Annotated in this window: 14 protein-coding genes and 3 pseudogenes; 10 read left to right on the forward strand and 7 right to left on the reverse strand. The window is 67.2% G+C overall.

Annotated elements, in window-relative coordinates:
• Window positions 1-34: 34 nt before the first annotated feature.
• Both OH809_RS02970 and OH809_RS02975 read right to left on the reverse strand, forming a co-directional pair.
• A complete protein-coding gene (locus tag OH809_RS02970; protein ID WP_406425408.1) occupies window positions 35-1,570 on the reverse strand; it encodes an ISKra4 family transposase in 1,536 nt (511 codons plus the stop codon).
• Between the two features lie 5 nt (window positions 1,571-1,575).
• Entirely contained in the window at window positions 1,576-2,013 is a 438-nt protein-coding gene (locus tag OH809_RS02975; protein ID WP_406514828.1) for a hypothetical protein, read from the reverse strand.
• Window positions 2,014-2,757: 744 nt separating this feature from the next.
• On the opposite strand from OH809_RS02975, the gene OH809_RS02980 reads away from it, so the two are divergent.
• The gene (locus OH809_RS02980) at window positions 2,758-4,734 is read left to right on the forward strand and encodes a N,N-dimethylformamidase beta subunit family domain-containing protein (protein ID WP_406424286.1); all 1,977 of its coding nucleotides are present in this window, start codon (window positions 2,758-2,760) and stop codon (window positions 4,732-4,734) included.
• Between the two features lie 183 nt (window positions 4,735-4,917).
• Here the strand turns inward: OH809_RS02980 and OH809_RS02985 are convergent, their stop codons facing one another.
• Window positions 4,918-5,376, reverse strand: a complete 459-nt coding sequence (locus OH809_RS02985) for a hypothetical protein (protein ID WP_406424284.1) — start codon at window positions 5,374-5,376, stop codon at window positions 4,918-4,920.
• 672 nt (window positions 5,377-6,048) lie between these two features.
• On the opposite strand from OH809_RS02985, the gene OH809_RS02990 reads away from it, so the two are divergent.
• Window positions 6,049-6,399: a carboxymuconolactone decarboxylase family protein gene (locus OH809_RS02990; protein ID WP_406424282.1), complete on the forward strand. Its 351-nt coding sequence runs from the start codon at window positions 6,049-6,051 to the stop codon at window positions 6,397-6,399.
• Between the two features lie 221 nt (window positions 6,400-6,620).
• On the opposite strand, the gene OH809_RS02995 is transcribed toward OH809_RS02990, so the two are convergent.
• The 4 genes and pseudogenes from OH809_RS02995 to OH809_RS03010 form a co-directional block, all read right to left on the reverse strand.
• The gene (locus OH809_RS02995; RefSeq protein WP_406424280.1) at window positions 6,621-7,217 is read right to left on the reverse strand and encodes a LysR substrate-binding domain-containing protein; all 597 of its coding nucleotides are present in this window, start codon (window positions 7,215-7,217) and stop codon (window positions 6,621-6,623) included.
• Window positions 7,214-7,369 (reverse strand): LysR family transcriptional regulator, encoded by a 156-nt coding sequence (locus tag OH809_RS03000; RefSeq protein ID WP_406424278.1) that lies wholly within the window; start codon window positions 7,367-7,369, stop codon window positions 7,214-7,216. Before OH809_RS03000 ends, OH809_RS02995 begins: the two co-directional genes overlap by 4 nt.
• Window positions 7,370-7,480: 111 nt before the next feature.
• A pseudogene (locus OH809_RS03005) lies at window positions 7,481-7,762 on the reverse strand (AMP-binding enzyme); the annotation flags it as partial.
• A 90-nt stretch (window positions 7,763-7,852) separates the two neighbouring features.
• A pseudogene (locus OH809_RS03010) lies at window positions 7,853-8,065 on the reverse strand (TauD/TfdA family dioxygenase); the annotation flags it as partial.
• A gap of 441 nt (window positions 8,066-8,506) precedes the next feature.
• On the opposite strand from OH809_RS03010, the gene OH809_RS03015 reads away from it, so the two are divergent.
• The 8 genes and pseudogenes from OH809_RS03015 to OH809_RS03050 all read left to right on the forward strand — a co-directional run.
• Entirely contained in the window at window positions 8,507-9,529 is a 1,023-nt protein-coding gene (locus OH809_RS03015) for an AraC family transcriptional regulator (protein WP_406424276.1), read from the forward strand.
• An 870-nt stretch (window positions 9,530-10,399) separates the two neighbouring features.
• On the forward strand, window positions 10,400-11,458 hold the full coding sequence (locus tag OH809_RS03020; protein ID WP_406424274.1) for a 3-keto-5-aminohexanoate cleavage protein: 1,059 nt from the start codon (window positions 10,400-10,402) through the stop codon (window positions 11,456-11,458).
• A gap of 10 nt (window positions 11,459-11,468) precedes the next feature.
• The gene (locus tag OH809_RS03025) at window positions 11,469-11,612 is read left to right on the forward strand and encodes a zinc-binding dehydrogenase (RefSeq protein ID WP_406425406.1); all 144 of its coding nucleotides are present in this window, start codon (window positions 11,469-11,471) and stop codon (window positions 11,610-11,612) included.
• 36 nt (window positions 11,613-11,648) lie between these two features.
• Entirely contained in the window at window positions 11,649-12,566 is a 918-nt protein-coding gene (locus OH809_RS03030) for a TauD/TfdA dioxygenase family protein (RefSeq protein WP_406424272.1), read from the forward strand.
• A gap of 32 nt (window positions 12,567-12,598) precedes the next feature.
• Window positions 12,599-13,930: an MFS transporter gene (locus OH809_RS03035; protein WP_406424270.1), complete on the forward strand. Its 1,332-nt coding sequence runs from the start codon at window positions 12,599-12,601 to the stop codon at window positions 13,928-13,930.
• Entirely contained in the window at window positions 13,927-14,487 is a 561-nt protein-coding gene (locus OH809_RS03040; protein ID WP_406514829.1) for an RBBP9/YdeN family alpha/beta hydrolase, read from the forward strand. Before OH809_RS03035 ends, OH809_RS03040 begins: the two co-directional genes overlap by 4 nt.
• A gap of 172 nt (window positions 14,488-14,659) precedes the next feature.
• Window positions 14,660-16,651: an acetoacetate--CoA ligase gene (locus OH809_RS03045; RefSeq protein WP_406424266.1), complete on the forward strand. Its 1,992-nt coding sequence runs from the start codon at window positions 14,660-14,662 to the stop codon at window positions 16,649-16,651.
• A gap of 552 nt (window positions 16,652-17,203) precedes the next feature.
• Window positions 17,204-17,377 (forward strand): annotated as a pseudogene (locus tag OH809_RS03050) (hypothetical protein); the annotation flags it as partial.
• Between the last annotated feature and the right edge of the window lie 122 nt (window positions 17,378-17,499).

The following is a 17,499-nucleotide window of genomic DNA, read 5'->3' on the forward strand; positions in this document are numbered from 1 at the left end:
TCTTTGGGTGCAGATCCAATGAGGGCGCTGTCGATCAGGCGGTGAGTATGAGCCGGTCGCGGTAGCGTGCCTGGTGGTTGCGGATGAATTCCTGCTGCTCGTGCCAGGCCCAGTAGGCGTCGAAGTCGCCGTTGGCGCGGACGGCACGCAGCTTGAGCACGGCTTCCGCGCCGGAGAGGCCCCAGCGGGCGCCGGTGATGTCCAGGCGGTCGCCGATCAAGTGCCGGCATGCTCCCTCGATGATCCCGGTGGCGATCGGCCAGCCGCGTTCCAGGGCGGTGTCGTAGTGCAGGTGCTCGGCCTTGCCGGTCAGGTAGTTCACGGCCTCGTCGATGCCCTTGCGCTGGGCGCCACGCAGTCCAGCGGTGCGGGCGGCTGCCTCGAGTGCGGTGGCAGTCTGCTGCACGCCGCCGCCCAGCAGCATGCGGGCGTGGCGGGCGACCCAGCTCTCGGCGGAGGCATCGCCGCTGTCGTGCAGGCACCAGGCCGCTCGCCATAGATATTCGAGTACGTGGATCAGGTCGACGATGATGTGGAGGTCCACGCCGCGCTGCTGTGCTTCGGCCTTGATGAGGTCGATCTGATGGCGGGCACCGTCGACCAGGACGACCCAGGGACGCCGATGGCCCAGGTCGCGGTGCTCCGCCTGGTCGAACACGGCGGCCACCACCTGCGCGGCGGTGTCGTTCACCGAACCACACAACCACTTCGACCGGGCCTTCGGCCCCTGGCGGCGTTCGGGCGCCGCGCCGTGGGCGGCGTCCTGCCGGTCGGGATCGGCGATGATGTCGTCCACCGTGCGCGGCGCGGGCTCGGCATCGTAGACGGCTCCCAGGGTGGCCATCCGTTTCCTGCCGTGCTTCTCCCCGGACGCCAGACGGATCCTCATTGCGTTGCCGCCCTTGGCCGCCGCGGCCTTCGCGGTGGCCTCGCGCAGCGCTTCGGGCCTTATCACCACGCCCTTGCCATCCACCGACAAGATCAGCGCCGTGGCGTCGGTGCACGGAAGGGGCACGAGGGCGTCGTAGAACGCGTCGATGTCCACTGCGGCACCGACAGCGAGTTCCTGCACCTGCCGGTGCCCGACTCCGGAGCCGGTGACGGCGTTGATCCGCTCACAGGCGTCGGCGAAGCTGCCGCGGGAGGACTCGATCGCGGCGAGCCTGGCCAGCCCGTGCGAGTGCATCCCGTCAGGCAGGTTCAGCACCGCATCGGCCGGGTGCAGGTCCGCCACGCCGGTGCCGCGGTAGGCGATCCGGGCCACGGTGACCTTGCCGAACACCGTGGCCAGCGTCCGGTGCCGACCCCGCTCGATCCGGGAGCGCCCGACACCGGCAACGTCCACGACCTCCTGCCGACGCACCTCGTTGCTGGCCCGCAGCATCAGGTGGTCCTGGAACAACTGCCGGGTGACCTCGCGCATCCGCGCCCCCAGCAGGTCCTCCAACTGCGCGTGCGTCATCACCGCCGCCTCCGGAGCCGCCAACTCCGCACACGCCGCAGCGAACAGACCCGCCGAGGCGGCGAAGGCGTCCTCACACTCCGCGAGCGCACCTTGGGCCGATCCCACCACGCTCACCACCCCTGCTTCCTGCCGTCGACCTTGAACAGCCCGGACGAAGGCTCGGCCAGGATCCCGCGCTCCGCCAGCCGCTTCAGCTTCGAGCGCATCCCCTCGACGTGCCGCGGCTCGGTCCCCAGACCCAGGTGCTGGCAGACCTCTTTGCAGCGCATCGCCGCTCCCGAGGTCGCGAACAAAGCGATGATCGCCCGGTACTCCGGCGACATCACCGTCACGTCCAGCTCTGCCTCGGCCTTCACCAACGCCACGGCGACCCCGCCGTCGCCCCCACCCGCGGCGTCCGTGCCCGGCACCGGCAAAGACGGCGCGGCCAGCACCTCCTCCACCGTCTCCCGCGCGATCTGCAACCGCGCCAGCCGCTCCTCGACCCGCGACAACTCCTCGGACAGACCAGCGATCTGTTCACGAAGCCGCTCGGCCTGACCCAGCACCTCAGCTCGCCTGGCCTCCAACGCCTCCATCAACGACGGCACACCACACCCACCCTCGCTCAGCACCCGCACGCCTCACGGCGGGCTCGACCTCGGCGACGGTAGAAGTCGGCATGACCGGCCACATCACGAACCTCTGCGAATCACCCCAACGAGGCACCCTCAGAAGATCTACACCCAATGACTAACCGGTCCGTCCTCGCTCACCCTTTGCATGAGTGCTCGGACGATGGTGTCATGGAAGTGAGGGCTGCATTGTGGCTTCAGTCCTGACGCCTGAGCGACTTCGTCCTACCGGCGGTGAAGGATTCGGATGAGATGACCCCTTGAGCAAGAGGGCCTCTTCGGGAAAACGCCAGACGAAGCATTGCGATGACTGGTGAGCACGACCTTTGTTGCCTCGCATACCGGATAGTGCACATCTGAACGGCGACTCCATCAACTCCAGGACCTAGAACTCGGTGCGGTTATGGCAGACCGGTCGGAGGGATTCGAATGGCCACGCAAGCGTTGTGGATGTGGTGCAACAAGTGTCAGGGCCTGGCCTGGGCAGGCTTCCCTCAGTCGGGCTTCTGCCCGGCTGACGGCGTACATGACCACGCGGGCAGCGGGAACTACGTCCTGACCGCGAGTGTTACTGCTGGAGAAGATCAGCAGCCAGGGTGGGTGATCTGCAAGAACTGTATGGGTTTGACGTATACCAAAGACTCCACTCAAGGGCCGGGGCGGTGCCCCGCAGGTGGCTTGCATGAGCAGCTGGGGGGCGGACTGGACTACGTACTGAGCGAGAACAGGCCGCCCGAGTCGTATGAGCAGCCGGAATGGATGCGGTGCAAAAAGTGCCAGGGTCTGACCTATGCCGGCAATCCCGAGGGGGATATGGGCCCCTGCCCGGCAGGCGGCGTTCACGACCACAAGGGGAGTGACGACTACCTTCTCACTTCTTTGGTGACCGACGGCTACTGCGTTCCCCTGTCCGCCGCACCGGGCGAGACGATCGACTTCTGCACCTCGGGACAGGACACCTACGAAGTGACCTTCCTCAAGATCGGAATTCACGGCGACGAAGTGGCAGCCATGGGAGACCCGCAACCAATAGACGGCGGCCTGCAGGTGACTCCGGAAAACCCCTGGCAGGACGGCTGTTCCTGGGCCCCGACATTCTCACTAACCATCCCGGAAGACTGGGAGTCGGGTATGTATTCGGCTCGATGCAGCAGCCCGACTGGTCTGGACAGTCACATCGTGTTCGTTGTCAAACCGGCTGCGGTAAAGCCGGGTCGGATTGCCGTACTGGCCAGCACCAGCACATGGAACGCATACAACAATTGGGGCGGCAGGTCGAAATACAGCTCCCCGGTCGGCGCGTTCCTGAGCTTTGAGCGGCCCAACCCGTTCGCGACGCCCATTGATGACGATATCGTGCCGAAGCACCGTACCGTCGCCGAACTCTGGGTGCTCGGATGGCTCGTCGATGCCGGCTACGGGGTGGACGTCTACACCGATACCGACTTCCACAGTGGCATCCCTGACCTATCGGGCTACTCGGCCCTGGTCCTCAATACTCACACCGAATACTGGACCGACCAGATGCTCGACCAACTCGAGGGCTATCTGGACACCGGCGGCAACCTCCTCAATCTCGGCGGTAACAGCCTGTTCGAACGCGTCGAGCTCGACCTCGACAACAACCGCATGGTTGCCCTCAATGGTGACGAAAACACATTCCGACCACTCTGCTACCTCGTGAACCTGGATCCGCCGCGACCGGAGCGGGAACTCCTGGGCGTGGGGTCCCGGGTCGGCAGCCGCACCTTCGCCCCCTACCAGGTGCTCGCGGCGGACCACCGGTTCTTCAACCACACAGGGCTCGACAACTTCAGCGAAATCGGCGCCGATGGCCTCGCCGGGGGCGGAGCCAGCGGGATAGAGATGGACACATCGATTCCCGGCGAAGCCCCCGACGGCGTGATCGTGCAAATAGAGTCGGCCCTCGACGACCGCGGCGCCCCACCGCCCGGAACCGTCTTGCTCGCTCGCGGCACCAACGCCGGCGATCACGGCCCGTACGGTGCCGACATGACCACCTACACCACAGCCGCCGGTGGATTGGTCTTCTCTGTCGGCTCCATCACCTTCGGCGGCAGCCTGATCATCGATACGGACCTCCAGACAATCGTCCGCAACGTGCTCGACGAGTGCTTGGGTAAGATCGGTAGAAGGGGACAGTTCGTCGACTGGACGTCCCACGAGAGCGACGAGAAGGCCACCGGGACCCTGGACGGCCGACCGGTGACGGTCACCGGGCCCCTGGGTGAAGCGGACCTCAACGAGGAGTACACCGGCTTTGGAACGCCCTCCTTCAATCCATCGCTGCCCACCTCCGACGCGATAGAACTCGAGAGCAAGCCCACCGACCCTGAGTTCACGGTCGACTTGGGCGCCGAGGTGCAGGATGTCGTCTTTTACCTGGGATCGTTCGGCTCAATCCTGACGTTTCCGACGGATACGATTGTCACCCAGCTGAGCGGCGACGACGGTTTCACGGTCACGAACAACGTAGTTATGGGCGTGGCGAAGAACCGCACAGACACGGCGCCTGATGATTCCAACGGCAGCATTCGCGTTCGCAGGCCCAAGCCCTTCCAGTCGATCACCTTCAACCTGAAGCCGAACGCCCCGATCGAGAAGGACGGTGTCATGCTCCAGATCGGCAGTTAGACAAAATGCCCAGGCCGCACAGTCCAGTAATCCCTACGGAATTCCGTGGCTGCAGCGGCGGCGCGGGGTCGTCGAAGAAGGTCAACTGTTGTGGCATAGCTGCGTTCCTTTCCGCAGGGTCGCGCGGTTGGGGGCCGTACCCGCGGGGGTGGTGGGCACCGCGGGTACGGCCCGGCTTAGGGGTCAGTGCGGGTGGGACGCGGGTTCCTCGCCGCCCTCGGCGAGCTCCAGCAGCGCGCGGCGGGCCAGGCGGGCGACGTCGCCGAGCAGCGCGATCACCGAGTGGGCGTAGTCGTCGGCGCTGGCGTTGGCCGCGGCCAGGTACAGGGCCTTGCAGGTCTCCATGTCGCTGTTGGCGAAAGCACCGATGAAGCGCAGGGAGAAGGTGTGCGCGGGGTGTTGGGGTTCGTCGGCCGGGTCTGATGGGGCCAGGGCCCACATCGTCTCGGGGCCCTGGTGTCCGTAGAGACGCACGAGGGTCTGGCGGGCGGCGTCCGCCAGACCGCAGCACACCCCGTACATCTGCTGCCCGTTGCTGTTCCGGAGGATCTCGCCCATCAGGTTCGAGGCGATCTGGAAGTCGCAGTCGACGGCGTGCCTGATGGCGTCCATGACCAGCTGGGCGCGCAGGGAGGAGTTCACGATGCTCGATGGGTGCAGATCTTTTGAGGGTCTGGCCCACCTGCGGTTTTGTACGGATCGAGTCCATCGTCCCACGGAGCCCATCGCGGCCGACCTGCCCGTCTGTCTCTCACAGCACCCGTTGGTCCGCGTCGGCGCCGTACGGCCGGGCGTAACTGACACGGCGTAGCCGTGCTGGATCACGAACCCGCAGGTCACGCTCGTGCCAGACACCCTCAAAAGATCTGCACCCAAGCTCTTTCCATGATCATGCAATGGTGCGTCCCCGTAGAAGCGGAGCGTGCACCACTTGGGCACCACAGAATCGAAGTGTTTCCGCCCGCTGCGAGGACTCGGAAGATCGGAGACGAGGCACCTGCCCGTGCGCTCACCTCACACCGCCTCGCGGCGCCGCCGGGCCAGCCGTGCTTGCGCCACAGCAGGTCTGGACCCTCGGCCGATGCTCTTGCTGTCACCAGGGGCGTCCCGAAGTGACAACTCACGCGTCCTCTGAGGGTAAGTGGGAGGGCGTCTGCGGCCCTACTGTTGCCTTCATCACCCCGTAGAGAAACGGCGGACCGTTGCACGCGGTCATCGACCTTGGCGCCGCCCAAGAGTTCCGCATGGCGTCAACCCAGACTGGTCAGCGATCACGGAAGGCACACCATGGCGAGTTCTTCGACAGTCGACCAGATGCGCGAGAACGGCAGCTGGAATCCGATGTGGGATCAGTTGCACGAATGGGATCCCGCGTGGACCGAACAGTTCATGAAGATGGCGATGATGCCGTACAGCGGCGGGATACTCGACCCGAAAGTCGTTCAACTGCTGTGCATCGCTGTGGATGCCGCCTGCACCCATATGTATTCCCCCGGGGTCCGCCGCCATATCCGAGCCGCTCTGGAGCTCGGCGTGACCCGGGAAGAGATCCTCGAGGTGCTCAAGCTGACCAGTACCCTCGGCATTCACGCCTGCAATGTCGGCGTTCCGGTCCTCGCCGAGGAGTTCAAGTCGTTCGAGCAGCGACGCAGCAACGGCGGCTGACCTCTCAGTGCCCGCAAGGCGCGGGCAGAAGGGCGAACCTCTCAGGGGCAGAGTGTGATGTGGCGAGCCGGGGGCGCTGTCTCGCAACGCACCCCTCGCCTGTCCTTCGGTACACACTCTGGTCCCTGACCGGCGCGCTGTTGCGGCCGAAGCGCCTCCCGCCGGGCCGTTGGCGCGGGCCTGCGCCGGCGATGCACCGCAGGCAGGGTGGCGTTCGTCCGTCAGACCGAAATGATGTGCACCGCCGGCCAGTGCAGGGTGAGCTCCTTCAGGTCTGCACAAGTTCGCTCAGCTGCCGTCCGTCTGCTTCCGGACGCGGTCGCCCGGACGGCCGGCGCCGCGGCGAACCAGTGTGAGCAACTGCGATGCCGACTGCGGCAATTCCTGCCCGCGCAGCCATATGGCTCGCAGAACCTTTCCAGTTGTAGGCTCGGATCGGTCGTCACGGCCACAAGCCGCTCTTCCCGCAGGTCTTCCTGCACGGCCATGGCCGACGGCACCGCAGGGCCGAGTCCGCTCGCCGCAGCGCAGCGGTGCGGTCGCCCCCAGCTCCAGAACGGGATCGCGACTGAGCCATACGTCTTCAGTGCGGCTTCCAACGTCGCACAAGTCCCGGAGCCGCGTTCGCGCAGCACCAGTGGGGTGGCCGCCAACTCAGCCCCACCGATCGGGCCGCGGCGGCGCGCCCACAGATGATCCGGGCCCACCACCACGACCAACCGGTCCCGTCCCACCACGGTGGACTGAACGTCCCGCGGCACCCAGGGGCCCTCCACAAAGCCGAGGCCGAAGCCGTTGTGCCGGATGCCTTCGATCACCTTGTGGCCGGGGTCAGCCGTGAACCCCTGGTGGAGCGCACCAGCAGTTTCACTCCCAGTCGTCGCTCCAGCGTCATCATCCGTGCACTGGCGGACGGCTGGCTGATGTCGAACCGGGCCGCCGCCTGGCTGAGGCTGCCCGTCTCCGCCACTGCGACGAGCAGTTCCAGTGCGTGCAGATCCGGCAGCTGAACCTGCGCCCCTGCCGGGCGGCTGCGGAAGCCGGACCCTTCCGGCTTCCGCAGCCGCGGGAGCGGGACCGCTCAGTCCGTGGCCGCGTGGTCGGTGACGGTGATCTCACGCTTGAGGATCTTGCCGGTCGCCCCCTTGGGAAGTGCGTCCGTGAACGTGACGATCCTCGGGTACTCGTAGGCGGCCACCCGTTCCCTGACGAATCCGCGTATGTCCTCGGCCGTGGTCTGCGCGCCCTCCCGGAGGGCCACGACGGCTGCGACCTCCTCCCCGTGGGTCTTGTGGGGCACACCGACGACTGCGGACTCACCGACAGCTGGATGCTCGTAAAGCACCTCCTCGATCTCTCGCGGGACCGGAGCCACCTCCGGTGCCGTGGAGATCTCCCCAGAAGCCCGGCGGAAAGGACGCGCCCTTGTCGCAAGGGTCAGCCACAGGCGCAGGACATGGCGCTTCAGTGCGGGATCGGCGAAGTCTTCGTACGCGGTGCGGGAGTGCCGAACCGCGTGGTTGTTGACCAGCAGTACATCGCCGGCACCGAAGTCGGTGTCCAGCCGCAGGTCCGGGGACGCTGCGAGTTCGTCGATGAGGTCGAAGAGTTCGACGTCGGCCGACTCAAGACGTGGGGCGTCGGGAAAGTGCTGTGCGGACTCCAGGTAGCAGCGGTTTTACCGCAGACTGCCGTCACCTTCAGCAAGGGGTATCGCGCTCCCGGAGCGCGCGCAGAGCGGCCTCGAGTTCGTCGATCTGCGCCGGCGACAGTCGCAGGATTCACTCCTGTGAGCCTGCCAGGGACGGGCCCTGCCACACGGCCGGCCCGGTACAGGGATGGTGAAGCACATCGCTCATGCTCGTCATGGAGGACTCGCAGTAGATCGCTCGCCAGCCAGGGACTCCGTACCTCTTTTTCCGGTCTGGCCAACAATCAGATGATTTGCCATGGTGTTGTCCGTCGTTTTCTCGATCGGCCGGGGCTTCGAATGCCGGGCGGTGAACCCCATCGCGGGTGGTGCAACGCTAGGTCACTATGTGGCGCATCGCTTGACTTCACGCGACATTTAACTTATCAATCGGGGACAGAGCCCGGGAGTGCGACTATGAAGCGTCTTGTCCGCAACGCGAGCCTCAGCAGCTACGTCGAGCTCAGCCAGTCGCTCGGCATCGATCCGCGAGCCCTGATGAAGCGCGTGGGCCTGGATGCTGCCGGCCTCGCGGTCCAGGACAGGTGGATCTCCGGCGAGGCCGTGATCCACCTGCTCGAACTCTCGGCGGCGGCCGCACGCCGGGAGGACTTCGGGCTGCTGCTTGCCGAACGGCGGCGCTTCTCCAATCTCGGCCCGATCAGCCTCGTCATTCGCGAAGAGCCCGATGTCCGCAGTGCGATCGAGCTGCTGGTCCGCCATGAGCACATGTACAACGAGATGCTCCATGCCCTGCTGTCCGAGGCGAGCGGTCTGGCCACCCTCAAGATGAGCCTGGAACCAGTCCAGGCGGTGGCGGCCCGCCAGTCCATAGAGCTGGCCGTGGGCGTCTTCCATCAGGTACTCCGCAACTTCCTCGGTGCCCGGTGGCAGGCGCTGTCCGTGTGTTTCACGCACGACGCCCCAGTGGACCTCACCACCCACCGGCGCATCTTCGGCCCCGTGGTGGAATTCGATCGCGAATTCAACGGGATCGTTTTCTACGGAAGCGATCTCAATGTTCCTAACCCGATGTCGGACCCGCTGCTCCGGACTTACGTCCGGCAGTATTTCGAGTCCATCGCGGTCTCGAGGGACACGACCGTGCCGGACCGCGTGCAGGAGCTGATCGGCGTCCTGCTGCCGACCGGACGCTGTTCGATCGAGCAGGTCGCCTGCAGCCTCGGCGTCGACCGTCGAACCGTCCACCGGCATCTGGCGGCGTCCGGCAAGACGTTCTCCTCCCTCCTGAACGCAACACGCGTTCAGTTGGCGCAGCAGCTCATGGCCAACCCGCGCCGCTCGCTGACGGAGATCTCCGGCCTGCTGGGATTCTCCGCACCGAGTGCCTTCTCGCGCTGGTTCCGCGAGCGGTTCGGGTGCAGCGCGAGGGACTGGCGCGTCCGCCAAGCCAGGCAGCAATACCTCGTCGAGGAATGATTCCCCACCATCGCGTGCGGCCGCCGACCCCTGCCCCGGCCCGACCCCGGGCAGACCGGGCGGCGTCGACGGAGAGGGATGTCCTCAAGGGGGCGGGTCCACTGTCGCCTCCGGCCGGAAGACCGATGAAGATCCGTCAATCACGCCGGAGCCGAACCGGTTCGACCTGATCAAGGAACCCGGCTCGACAACGCCCGCGACCGAGAGCCAGGAGAAGCGGGTCGTTCCGACCGGTCCCGCGGACCGAAGCGGCTACCGGTGGCCGCGGCGCCCTCCCGGTCACCACGAACGAGCAGTACCCGGGACACCGGCAGCCCGGCTCGGCATCGCGCCGAACCGCCGTCGCCGTTCTTGCCGGCGCGGCTTCATGGCCGCGCGAACTCAAGATCTCCGCCAGGCCGGCCACGGCTCCACCACGGCCGTCAGGGAACGATCAACCGGTCGCACACGACCCGCGACCTGCCGCGCCGCCCACCCCCGCACCTCGTGGCCCAGGACAAAGGGACCTGCGAGGAGGCCGTGACCGGCTGCCTGAATAAGCTGCGGCGTTCAAGCAGTACTGGTACCCACCAGCGTGATCACCACGATGGGTGCCTGTCCCCAATTGACAATTCACTTGTCACCTCAGGTGCAGCGTCCCGGTTAACCGACGCTTAACGTTGCATCACCGCAAGGGAGCTCACAGGCCCCACAACGGCGAGCAGGAACCCTGCTTGCAGCTTCACGCCCCCTCGCCGACCCGCTGGTTGTATGCCGAGCCACCCGGTGGGGCTGAGAACCCCCTGCCGATCCCGCCAGACCCCAGCCCTTGCGCCGCAGGCATCGATGCAAGACACCCGTGTGATCGCCATCCTACAAAGGAGATGGACCATGCACTTCCTCGACGACTCTCTGTACCCGGAGAACCAGGAGAAGCTGGTCATCCAGGCCGCCCCCTACGGACCGGAATGGCTGCCCGGTGACGCCGACGACCTTCCGCTCACCATGGATGAGCACGTGCAGGCGGCGGTCGACTGTTACAACGCCGGCGCCACGGTGCTGCACATTCACGTGCGCGAGCTGGACGGTCACGGCTCCAAGCGCATGTCCATGTTCAACGAGCTGATGGCCCGGCTGCGTGAGGCCGTGCCGGACATGGTCCTGCAGATCGGTGGGTCGATCTCCTTCGCCCCCGAGGACGAGGGCTCCGATGCCAAGTGGCTGAGCTACGACACCCGCCACATGCTGGCCGAGATCAACCCCCGGCCGGACCAGGTGACGATCGCGATCGGCACCAACCAGATGAACATCGTCGAGCTCTTCGACGACGAGGACATCGAGGGCACCTCCATCGCGAAGCCGGCCATGTACAAGGCCTATCGCGACATGGTCGTCGAGGCCGGGCCGGACTTCTACCTCGAGCACCTCGAGCGGCTCCGTGCCAACGGCATCCAGCCGCACTTCCAACTCGCCAACATGGCACAGCTCGAGACCGTCGAGCGACTGATCCGCAAGGGCATCTACAACGGACCGCTGGTGCTCAACTACGTCGCGATCGGTGGCGGGTTCGCCGGGCGGCACCCGGCGGACCTGGTCGAATTCATCCGCCGTGTCCCGGACGGCGCGGTGCTCACGATCGAGGCCTCGATGCGCGCGGTGGCGCCGATGAACGCGATCGGCATCGCCCTGGGCGCGCACGTGCGGGTGGGCAACGAGGACAACCTGTGGCGGCGCAAGGGCGAGCGGATGTCCTCCGTGAAGCAGGTCGAGCAGATGGTTCAGGTCGCCAACGCGCTCGGCCGTGAGATCGCCACCGGGCAGGAAGCGAAGAAGATCTACAAGATCGGCGAATGGTACTCGGACGCCGACGAGACCCTGGCCCAGCTCGGCATGGTGCCCAACCGCCGCCCCGGCCGGCGCGGCTTCATGCTGCGCGACACCAAGATCTGAGCGCGACGCCCTGGCCGGCGAACTGTTCGGGCACGTCGCCTCCGGACGCATCAAGATCCAGATCAATCAGCGCTACACCCTGCAGGACGCGGTCCAGGCGCATCGCGATCTGGAAGCCGGACAAACCACGGGATCTTCCGTCTTCGTCCTGTGAGCACACTCGCCCACAAGCCCCCCAGGAGTGAACACCATGTCCCAGACCGTCCAACCGAGGGAGGACGCACCCGTCCTGGTGCGCTCGGGCGTCCTGCGCCCCTCGATCACCGTTGAGCCGCTGACCTGTACCATCGGCGCCGAACTGTCCGGTTTGAACCTCGGCGACGCCTCGCGCGACGACGACCTGTTCGCCGAGATCAAGCAGCTGCTGCTGAAGTACAAGGTCCTTTTCCTGCGGGACCAGAACATCACGCGAGCCGAACACATCGCCTTCGCCTCGCGCTTCGGCCCGCTGGAGGACCACCCGGTGCTCGGCAGCGACCCCGACCACCCAGGGCTGGTCCGCATCTACAAGGACCTGGACAGCAAACCCGAGCACTACGAGAACGCGCTCCACTGCGACGCGACCTGGCGCGAGTGCCCGCCCATGGGTGCCGTACTGCGCTGCATCGAGACACCCCCGGTGGGCGGTGACACCATCTGGATCAACATGGCGGAGGCCTACCGCCGGCTGCCCAAGCACATCAGGACGCAGATCGCCGACCTCCGTGCACGGCACAGCATCGAGGCGACCTTCGGTGCCGTCCTTCCCACGGAGGAGCGGCACGCGCTCAAGGCCCGGTATCCGGACGCCGAGCACCCCGTGGTGCGCACCCACCCGGAGACCGGTGAACAGATCCTCTTCGTCAACAGCTTCACCACGCACTTCGTCAACTACCACCGGCCCGAGCACGTGCGCTTCGGCCAGGACTACGCGCCCGGGGCAAGCAACCTCCTGAACTACCTGATCAGCCAGGCGGCCGTCCCCGAGTACCAGGTGCGCTGGCGCTGGCAGAAGAACAGCTTCGCCATCTGGGACAACCGCTCCACACAGCACTACGCCGTCCAGGACTACTGGCCCGCCGTCCGCAAGATGGAGCGCGCGGGAATCGTCGGTGACAGACCCTTCTGAGCTGCCGTCCAGTGACGAGAAAGGTGACGCCCATGGGACTGCACACTGCCGACACGGCCGTGCCTGAGATCTCCCCCGCCGCGCAGGCCGTGTCACGCGGCTATGCATGGCTGGTGTTCGCACTTAGTTTCGGGCTTTTGCTGTCCGACTACATGTCGCGGCAGGTCCTCAACTCGGTCTTCCCGCTACTGAAGGCCGAATGGCTGCTCTCGGACGGTCAGCTGGGCTCGCTGAGCAGCATCGTGGCACTGATGGTGGGCCTGCTCACCTTCCCCCTGTCGCTCGTGGCCGACCGCTGGGGCAGGGTGAGGAGCCTGGTCCTCTCCGCGGTGGTGTGGAGCCTGGCGACCCTGGGATGCGCCGTCTCCGCGAGCTTCGGTGAGATGTTCGCGGCCCGGTTCATAGTCGGCGTCGGAGAGGCGGCCTACGGCAGCGTCGGCATCGCGGTCGTCCTCAGCGTCTTCCCCATCCGCCTGCGGGCCACGCTCTCCGCAGCGTTCATCGCGGGAGGGTCCTTCGGATCCGTGCTGGGTGTGTCGGCCGGCGGTGTCATCGCCCAGGAACACGGCTGGCGCTGGGCCTTCAGCGCGATGGGAATCTTCGGACTGGTCCTGGCCACGGTCTACGGCCTCGTGGTCACCGAGAAGAGGCTGGGGACGGCCTCCAACAAGCACAGCACCAAGGCCGGTGAGCGGGCCCCCTTGCGGACCCTGCTGCCGAGGTTGTTCTCGTCCGTCTCCGTGGTCTGCGCCTACATCGGCAGCGGACTGCAGATGTTCATCGCGATGGCCATGCTCGCCTGGATGCCCAGCTTCTTCAACCGCTACTACTCGATGGCCCCCGCCAAAGCGGGGCTGGCCGCAGGAGTCCTCGCGCTGCTCAGTGGCACCGGCATGATCCTGTGCGGAATCGCCGCCGACCGCCTCAGCCGGAACCTGGCGGCCCGGAAGTGGACCGTCGCGATCTCCTGCAGTCTCGCCTCACTCGTTCTGCTGATGGTCGGCTTCCGGCTTCCTACCGGCCCGGTGCAGCTCGTACTGATCGGCGCCGGCACCCTGGTGGCCTGCGGCACGGCCGGCCCGGCGGCCGCCATGGTGGCCAACCTCACCCCCGCCGCCATCGCGGCGACGGCCATGGCCACGCTCACCCTGGCCAACAGCCTGCTCGGGCTGGCCCCGGGGCCCGCGGTGACGGGCATGCTGGCCGACGACCTGGGCCTGCGCGGGGCACTGCAGCTGGTCCCGCTGGTCGCGGTCCTGAGCGGCATGGCCTTCGTCGTCGGCAAGCTCTCCTACGAAAAGGACCTGCACCGCCTGGGGCTGCTCCCCGGCGTGGTGCTCACAACCCCGGAGCCGCAGTCATGAGCCCCACCGCACCGTCGACCGTCGTGATCGTGCCCGGAATGCGCGATCACGTGACGGAGCACTGGCAGACCATCCTCGCCGGCAAGCTCGCCGACGCCCGCATCCTCCCGCCCCTACAGGAAGGAAGACTCAACCGCGACGCCCAGGTCGCCGCCCTGGACAAGACGCTCTCGGAGATCTCGGGTCCGGTCGTCCTGGTCGCCCACAGCGCCGGTGTCATGACCACCGTGCACTGGGCGCGACAGCACCGGCGTCCGGTCAAGGGCGCGCTGCTCGCCACGCCCCCGGACTTCGAAACGCCGCTCCCGGAGGGTTATCCCTCCCCGGAGGTCCTGCGCGAGAACGGCTGGACGCCCACGCCCCGGAGCCCTCTGCCCTTCCCCAGCATCGTTGCGGCGAGCACCAACGACCCCCTGGCCGCCTTCGACCGCGTCACCGAGCTCGCCCGCGCCTGGGGCAACCGCCTGGTGGACCTCGGCGCGGTCGGACACCTCAACCCCGCCTCCGGCTACGGAGAATGGCCCAGGGCCGAGGAGTTCGTCCGCGAACTCGGCTGAGCCCTTGCCGGCGGCACGGCTCCGCCCGAAGACACCACGCGCCCTCCCTCCTCGCCTTCTCAGGCAGGAGGGAGCCGTGTACCCCGGGCGTGAGCCGCCGCAGAAGCCGGCGCCCCGTCGAGCCGGGCCCCACATTCCTTCCCACCCGCACGACCCCGCCCCTGGAGGGCTGATGAGCACCGACCCCGACCTGCTGTGGTCCCCCAGCATCTCGAAGGCTGAGAACTCCAACGTCGCCGGCTTCATGCGCTGGCTGAGCGAGACCCGGGGACTGTCCTTCTCCGACTACGCCGGGCTGTGGCGGTGGAGCACCACCGACCTGACCGGGTTCTGGTCGGCGGTGTGGGAGTTCTACGGCCTCGACGCCGTCAGCGGCTACGACGAGGTGCTGGCCGACCCGAAGATGCCCGGCGCGTCCTGGTTCCCGGGAGCACGGCTGAACTTCGCCGAGCGGTGCCTCGCCCAGGCCACCGATGCGCGTCCGGCCCTGATCGAGGTGTCCGAAAGCGGCGTTGCAGCGGAGACGTCGTGGGAGCGGCTGCGACACGACGTCGCGGCCATGTCCGCGGCGTTGCGTGACATGGGCGTGGGGCCGGAGGACCGGGTGGCCGGCTATCTGCCGAACACCTCGCACGCCGTGGTCGCGTTGCTGGCCAGTGCCGCGGTCGGCGCGGTGTGGACGGTGTGCGCCCCGGAGTTCGGTACGCCCAGCGTGGTCACGCGGCTGCGACAGGCCGAGCCGACGGTTCTGGTGGCCGCCGACGGCTACCGCTACGGGGGCAAGGAGCTCGACCGGCGCGAGGCGGTCGCGGAGATCGTGGACGGACTGCCCAGCGTCCGGCATCTCGTCGCGGTCGGCCACCTCTCCTCCTCGTCCACGGCTTCGCCGTGGTCGCCGAGGCCGGACGTGGAGCAGCACGCCTGGTCCGCGCTGCTCGGCAAGGAGGCGGAACTCCGCTTCGCCGACGTCCCCTTCGACCATCCGCTGTGGATCCTGTGGTCATCGGGCACCACAGGCCTGCCCAAGGGCATCGCGCAAGGCCACGGCGGCATCGTGGTGGAGCTGCTCAAGGCCCTGGGCCTCGGTGCCGACCTGCGGAGCGACGACCGGTACTTCTTCCACACCTCCACCAGCTGGATGGTGTGGAACTTCATGGTCGGGGGTCTGCTGCACGGGGCCACCCTCGTCCTGTACGACGGCAGCCCCACCCATCCCGACGTCAACGGCGTCTGGAGGGTCGCCGCGCAGACCCGCGCGACGATGGTCGGTGTGGGCGCTTCCTATCTCGTGGCCGGGGAGAAAGCGGACGCCCACCCGGCGTCCGAGATGGATCTGAGCGCGGTACGGTCCGTCCTGCAGACCGGCTCGTCACTTCCCGAGAGCACCTGGCAGTGGGTGTACCGCCGTCTCATCGACGACGCCTGGCTGCAGTCGATCTGCGGAGGAACGGACGTGTGCTCCGTGCTCGCCGGCGGCTCACCGCTGCTGCCCGTGAGATCCGGCCGGATCCAGTGTCCCGCGCTCGGTGTCGCTCTCGCCGCGTGGGACCCCTCCGGACGTCCCGTCGTCGGGCGGCAGGGGGAGCTCGTGGTGACCGCGCCGCTGCCGTCAATGCCGTTGTACTTCGTCAACGACCCCGGCAACGAGCGCTATCTGGCGAGTTACTTCGACGTCTACCCGGGGGTCTGGCGCCATGGAGACTGGGTCACGGTGGGGCCGGACCTGTCGGTCGTCGTGGCCGGACGTTCCGATGCGACGCTCAACCGAATGGGCGTCCGGATGGGATCCGCCGACCTCTACTCGGCCATCGAGAACCTCCCGCAGATCGCCGACAGCCTCGTCATCGGCGCCGAACTGCCGGACGGCCGGTACTACATGCCGCTGTTCGTGGTTCCCGCCGAGGGAACGGAGTGCGACGAGGAGCTGCAGCGGACGATCAAGGCGACAATCAGGCAGAAGCTCTCGCCCCGTCACGTCCCGGACGCCGTCATCGAGATAGCGGCCGTGCCGCGGACCCTGACCGGGAAGAAGCTGGAGGTCCCCGTCAAGCGCATCCTGCAGGGCGCCTCGGCGGCCGAGGTGAGGGCCGAGGGGGCGATCACCCACCCTGGCATGCTGGATTGGTTCGCCGACTTCGCGGCCGGACTGCCGGCCGAAGGCTGACCGGGATGAGGCCCCGTCCGCACTGGTCGGTCGGCCGTTGATGGCAAGGCCGTGGTGGACCTGCCGTGGAGGGCAGGCAGCCGTCCATATCTGCAGGCTCGGGGATCAGACACTGCGTCGTGATTTCGTGACTGCAGGACGTGCTCTTCGCGCTTGAGGTGCGGGATTGGTGTCCACGGACGTTGAGTCGTCCGGGTCAAGAATGCAGATCCTGTGTCTCCAGTCAGGGGCGCCCGGTCTGGCCAGCCGGGCTTGGGCGCGGTGACCTGCCGGCGCAGAACCGCGAGCGGCACTGGACGACCGGTCCAGATGATTCAAGACCGGGTGCCGCGGTTGCGGCGGGAGCGACGAGGCCCGTCGGGCCCGTGCGATCAGGCGGTGACGGCAGTCCTGCCCGGGTCGTTGGGGTGGGACTCCAGGACCGTCACCACCGAGGCCATCCACGGCCAGAGCGGCAGCCGAGCCGGGCCGCCCCGAGACTCAGGCGTAACCGGTCTCACCTGGACCGAACCGCCGCGCGACACGACACCGAGCAGGGAGCTCTGCCCAGAAGTGAGCACACGACTGTCCGTATCGGACTTCGAGTGGACCGAGTTGGACCAGCGGGCCGTGGACACCGCCCGCATCCTGGCCGCGGACGCCGTACAGAAGGTCGGCAACGGCCATCCCGGTACGGCCATGAACCTGGCGCCCAACGCGTACACCCTCTTCCAAAATGGGCTTCGTCGGCCTCGATGACAGCGGCCCAGACGCCGACCCGGCGGTGACCACCGGCTACAAGGCCGCCCGCAACCGGCCCCTGACCCGCAGTCAGAATCTGTCCAACAAGGCGCTGGCACCGCCTCGCT

The sequence above is a fragment of the Streptomyces sp. NBC_00873 genome (assembly GCF_045207415.1).
Lineage (GTDB): Bacteria > Actinomycetota > Actinomycetes > Streptomycetales > Streptomycetaceae > Streptomyces.

Excerpts from the sequence above, each read along its gene's own strand:
- OH809_RS02990 (WP_406424282.1), top strand. The coding sequence starts at position 6,049 with ATGCGCGAGAACGGCAGCTGGAATCCGATGTGGGATCAGTTGCACGAA.
- OH809_RS03015 (WP_406424276.1), top strand. The coding sequence starts at position 8,507 with ATGAAGCGTCTTGTCCGCAACGCGAGCCTCAGCAGCTACGTCGAGCTC.
- OH809_RS03020 (WP_406424274.1), top strand. The coding sequence starts at position 10,400 with ATGCACTTCCTCGACGACTCTCTGTACCCGGAGAACCAGGAGAAGCTG.
- OH809_RS03030 (WP_406424272.1), top strand. The coding sequence starts at position 11,649 with ATGTCCCAGACCGTCCAACCGAGGGAGGACGCACCCGTCCTGGTGCGC.
- OH809_RS03035 (WP_406424270.1), top strand. The coding sequence starts at position 12,599 with ATGGGACTGCACACTGCCGACACGGCCGTGCCTGAGATCTCCCCCGCC.
- OH809_RS03040 (WP_406514829.1), top strand. The coding sequence starts at position 13,927 with ATGAGCCCCACCGCACCGTCGACCGTCGTGATCGTGCCCGGAATGCGC.
- OH809_RS03045 (WP_406424266.1), top strand. The coding sequence starts at position 14,660 with ATGAGCACCGACCCCGACCTGCTGTGGTCCCCCAGCATCTCGAAGGCT.